This window comes from Rhodococcus sp. (in: high G+C Gram-positive bacteria) (assembly GCF_049286785.1).
Classification (GTDB): domain Bacteria; phylum Actinomycetota; class Actinomycetes; order Mycobacteriales; family Mycobacteriaceae; genus Rhodococcus_F.
In genome coordinates this window covers 1-3,729 of record NZ_JBAQEO010000091.1, presented here as the reverse complement: position 1 = coordinate 3,729, position 3,729 = coordinate 1, and the positions used below count along the sequence as shown (strand labels likewise).

Here is a 3,729-nt window from a genome sequence, read left to right as displayed (position 1 = left end):
GACCTCTCGAGCGGAGTAGGCGTCGAGACCGGGCGCTTCCCCACCGTCCGTCAACCCGACTCCGTCGCCGTCGACACGGTTACCGGTGATCTCCTGATCGGTTCCGCCACGGGTGACGGCCTCCAGCAGATCCCCACGAGGAGCCCGTAGATGTCTTCGCATGCACGACGACTCCCCGCCGGCTGGGAGACCGACACCGACGATTTCGAATACGTGCCGCTGCGGCTGCCACCCGACGTCACCAGGATCAGCGCCTCGATGAGGCTGGCCATCCAGGCGGAATTCGGCGGCTGGGAACTGTCCCGGGTGCGGCTGTACTCGGACGGCAGCCGCCGGGTGCTCCTGAAACGTAGGAGGACCACTCACCATGTCCCCGACCCGGCAATCTAGGGAGACCTCCGTGTATCACTTGCTCTTACGCCTGATGTTTCTCGTACCCCCCGAGCGAATACATCACGTGGCCTTCACGGCAATGCGTCTCGTCACGCGGTTTCCACCGCTGCGCCAACTGGTCGCGAAACTCCTCGTCGTCGACGACCCCGTGCTGCACAGCACCGTGTTCGGACTCGACTTCCCGGCGCCCGTGGGTCTCGCAGCGGGATTCGACAAAGACGCGACGGGTGTGGATGCCTGGGGGCCGCTCGGGTTCGGTTTCGCGGAGGTCGGCACCGTCACCGCTCAGGCCCAACCGGGCAATCCGGCGCCCCGGCTGTTTCGACTGCCTGCGGATCGCGCTCTGATCAATCGGATGGGTTTCAACAATCACGGGGCCGGCAACGCCGCCAACAACCTTCGCCAGCGCCGTATCGGCGTACCGGTCGGCGCGAATATCGGCAAGACCAAGATCGTCGACGCGGCGGATGCCCCCGCCGACTACACCGAGAGCGCCCGACTGCTCGGACCGCTGGCCGATTTCATCGTGGTCAATGTCAGCTCCCCGAATACGCCGGGCCTGCGAGACCTGCAGGCCGTCGATTCTCTGAGGCCACTGCTGCAGACGGTTCTCGACACCGTCACGGTTCCGGTACTGGTGAAGATCGCTCCCGACCTGTCCGACGCGGACGTCGACGCGGTTGCCGATCTGGCGCTCGACCTCGGGCTCGCCGGTATCGTCGCGACCAACACCACGATTCGCCGGGACGGGTTGAAGACCCCCGCCGCCGAGGTCGCGGCCATCGGCGCCGGCGGCCTGTCCGGGGCACCGCTCGCCGAACGGTCCCTCGAAGTTCTACGGCGGCTGCATGCCCGTGTCGGTGACCGACTGGTGCTGGTGTCCGTCGGTGGCATCGAGACGGCCGATCAGGCGTGGGAACGCATCCTCGCGGGCGCCTCGCTGGTCCAGGGTTACACCGGGTTCATCTACGGCGGCCCCTTCTGGGCGAAACGGCTGCACAAGGGGCTGGCCCGCAAGGTACGCGCCGCCGGCTACCGCACCATCGCCGACGCCGTGGGCGCGGGCGCCGTCCGCTGACCCGCCCCGACAAGACAAGACAAAACAAGACAAAACAACGGTGGGCGGCGAGTCATCTCGCCGCCCACCGGAGTCGTCAGGACTACTGCTCGTAGGTTGCGGTAATCGTCGTCCGGGCGATGCCGTGGGAGAACAAATTGAAACCCAGGAATGCCGGGGTGGAGTCGGCGTCCAGCCCATCGATCGTTTCGACATCGAGGGCGTGGACCGCGATGATGTAGCGGTGGGGTCCGTGGCCGGCCGGCGGGGCTGCACCGATGAACCGGCGCAGTCCGGCGTCGTTCTTCAACTGGATCGCACCCTGAGGGAGTCCGGTTCCGTCGTCGTCACCCGCGCCCTTCACCAGCGACGTGCAGTCGGCCGGGATGTTCGCGACGGCCCAGTGCCAGAAACCGGACGCCGTCGGCGCGTCGGGATCGAACATCGTAACCGCGAAACTCTTGGTCTCCGGCGGGAAACCCGACCAGGACAACTGCGGTGAGTTGTCGTGCCCGCCGGCCCCCATGATCCCGCTGACCTGGTCCTTGCTCAACGGCGCACCATCGGTGACATCAGCCGAGGTGAGTTCGAAACTCGGCAGATCGGGCAATGGCTCGTACGGGTCGTGAGACATGCGATTCCTCTCGTGGCGTATCGGTCTTCGGGTCGCTTCGTTCAGCTGCGGAGCAGGAAATGCTCCAGCACGCGTGTGCCGAAGAGTAGTGCGTCGACGGGAACTCGTTCGTCCACTCCGTGGAAGAGGGCACTGAAGTCCAGGTTCGGCGGTAATTGCAGCGGGGCGAAACCGAAACACCGGATCCCGAGCTTCGCGAAGGATTTCGCGTCGGTGCCGCCGGACAACATGTACGGCACGGTCCGGGCGCCCGGGTCGTGGGCGAGAATCGCGTTGTTCATCGCGTCGACGAGGTTCCCGTCGAAGGTGGTCTCGTAGGAATCGAGGCTGGTGATCCATTCCCGCTGCACGTCCGGACCGATCAATTCGTCGACCGTGGACTCGAACTCGGCCAGCCGTCCCGGCAGGATCCGGCAGTCGACGACCGCTTGGGCCGTCTGGGGTATGACGTTGGCCTTGTATCCGGCATCGAGCATCGTGGGGTTCGCAGTGTCGCGAAGGGTCGCGCCGATGATGTTGGCGATGCTCCCGAGCTTCGCCAGCGTGCCGTCGAGATCGGGCGAACGGACGTCGAAGTCGAGACCCGTCTCCTCGCCGGCCGCGGTGAGGAACTCGGCCACGGAGTCGGAGATCACCAGCGGGAACGTGTGCGCGCCGAGGCGGGCCACCGCCTTCGCCAGAATCGTCACCGCATTCTCGGTGTGCAGGAAGGAACCGTGTCCGGCCCTGCCCTTGGCCGTCAGCCGCATCCATCCGAGACCCTTCTCCGCGGTCTCCACCAGATACAGGCGGCGGTCGGTACCGTCCGGCCGCGCGACCGTGAGCGAGAAGCCACCCACCTCACCGACGGCCTCGGTGACGCCCTCGAACAGGTCCGGACGATTCTCGACCAGCCACCGGCAGCCGTACTTGCCGCCTGCTTCCTCGTCGGCGACGAATGCAAATACGAGATCACGCGGCGGAACGGTGCCCTCTGCCTTGAACTGGCGGGCGATCGCCAGAATCATCCCAACCATGTCCTTCATGTCGACCGCGCCGCGACCCCACACGTAGCCGTCCTCGACCGCTCCGGAGAAGGGATGAACCCGCCAGTCCGCGGGTTCGGCGGGTACGACGTCCAGGTGGCCGTGCAGCATCAGCGCACCCCGGCCTGGGTCCGCCCCCTTCAACCGCGCGAAGACGTTCCCTCGTCCCGGCGCCCCGGACTCCACGTATTCGGTCTCGTAGCCCACCTCCTCGAGCTGAGCTGCCACCCACTGTGCGCACTCGCGCTCCCCCTTGGTGGTGGCGAGCTCACCAGTGTTGGAAGTGTCGAAGCGGATCAGTGAACTGACAAGCTCCACAACCTCCGCTTCGGCGCTGCCCCTGCCTGAATTCTCCTGAGTAGTCGACACTCCACTTTCCTACCAGAGCAGCGGGAAATGCTCAGGTGAGAGGCGCGATTTGGGCCGGGGGACATCATCGGATACTCTTTCTCAGCACCCAGCAAACGGGTGCAACTGCAGGTGCAAGTCCGAGTGGCGGAATGGCAGACGCGCTAGCTTGAGGTGCTAGTTCCCTTTATCGGGCGTGGGGGTTCAAGTCCCCCCTCGGACACGTTATTTCCACACCAAATGTGGTGTTTGTTTACTGCAAGGCTGATCCC

At 65.5% G+C, this 3,729-nt stretch carries 4 protein-coding genes and 1 tRNA gene; 3 read left to right on the top strand and 2 right to left on the bottom strand.

From position 1 onward, the window contains the following. The first annotated feature begins 150 nt into the window (after positions 1-150). Entirely contained in the window at positions 151-390 is a 240-nt protein-coding gene (locus WAW17_RS03320) for a DUF5703 family protein (RefSeq protein WP_422331594.1), read from the top strand. A 10-nt stretch (positions 391-400) separates the two neighbouring features. Then, complete coding sequence (locus WAW17_RS03315; RefSeq protein WP_422331593.1) at positions 401-1,471, top strand: quinone-dependent dihydroorotate dehydrogenase; 1,071 nt, start codon at positions 401-403, stop codon at positions 1,469-1,471. 82 nt (positions 1,472-1,553) lie between these two features. Here the strand turns inward: WAW17_RS03315 and WAW17_RS03310 are convergent, their stop codons facing one another. Both WAW17_RS03310 and WAW17_RS03305 read right to left on the bottom strand, forming a co-directional pair. Next, positions 1,554-2,084: a YbhB/YbcL family Raf kinase inhibitor-like protein gene (locus WAW17_RS03310; RefSeq protein WP_422331592.1), complete on the bottom strand. Its 531-nt coding sequence runs from the start codon at positions 2,082-2,084 to the stop codon at positions 1,554-1,556. Positions 2,085-2,125: 41 nt separating this feature from the next. Further along, complete coding sequence (locus WAW17_RS03305) at positions 2,126-3,478, bottom strand: M20/M25/M40 family metallo-hydrolase (RefSeq protein ID WP_422331591.1); 1,353 nt, start codon at positions 3,476-3,478, stop codon at positions 2,126-2,128. Between the two features lie 117 nt (positions 3,479-3,595). On the opposite strand from WAW17_RS03305, the gene WAW17_RS03300 reads away from it, so the two are divergent. After that, positions 3,596-3,680, top strand: a tRNA-Leu gene (locus WAW17_RS03300). Positions 3,681-3,729 lie beyond the last annotated feature (49 nt).

Bases quoted from the DNA above. Each gene is read 5' to 3' on its own strand.
- WAW17_RS03320 (WP_422331594.1), top strand. From the start codon at position 151: ATGTCTTCGCATGCACGACGACTCCCCGCCGGCTGGGAGACCGACACC.
- WAW17_RS03310 (WP_422331592.1), bottom strand. From the start codon at position 2,084: ATGTCTCACGACCCGTACGAGCCATTGCCCGATCTGCCGAGTTTCGAA.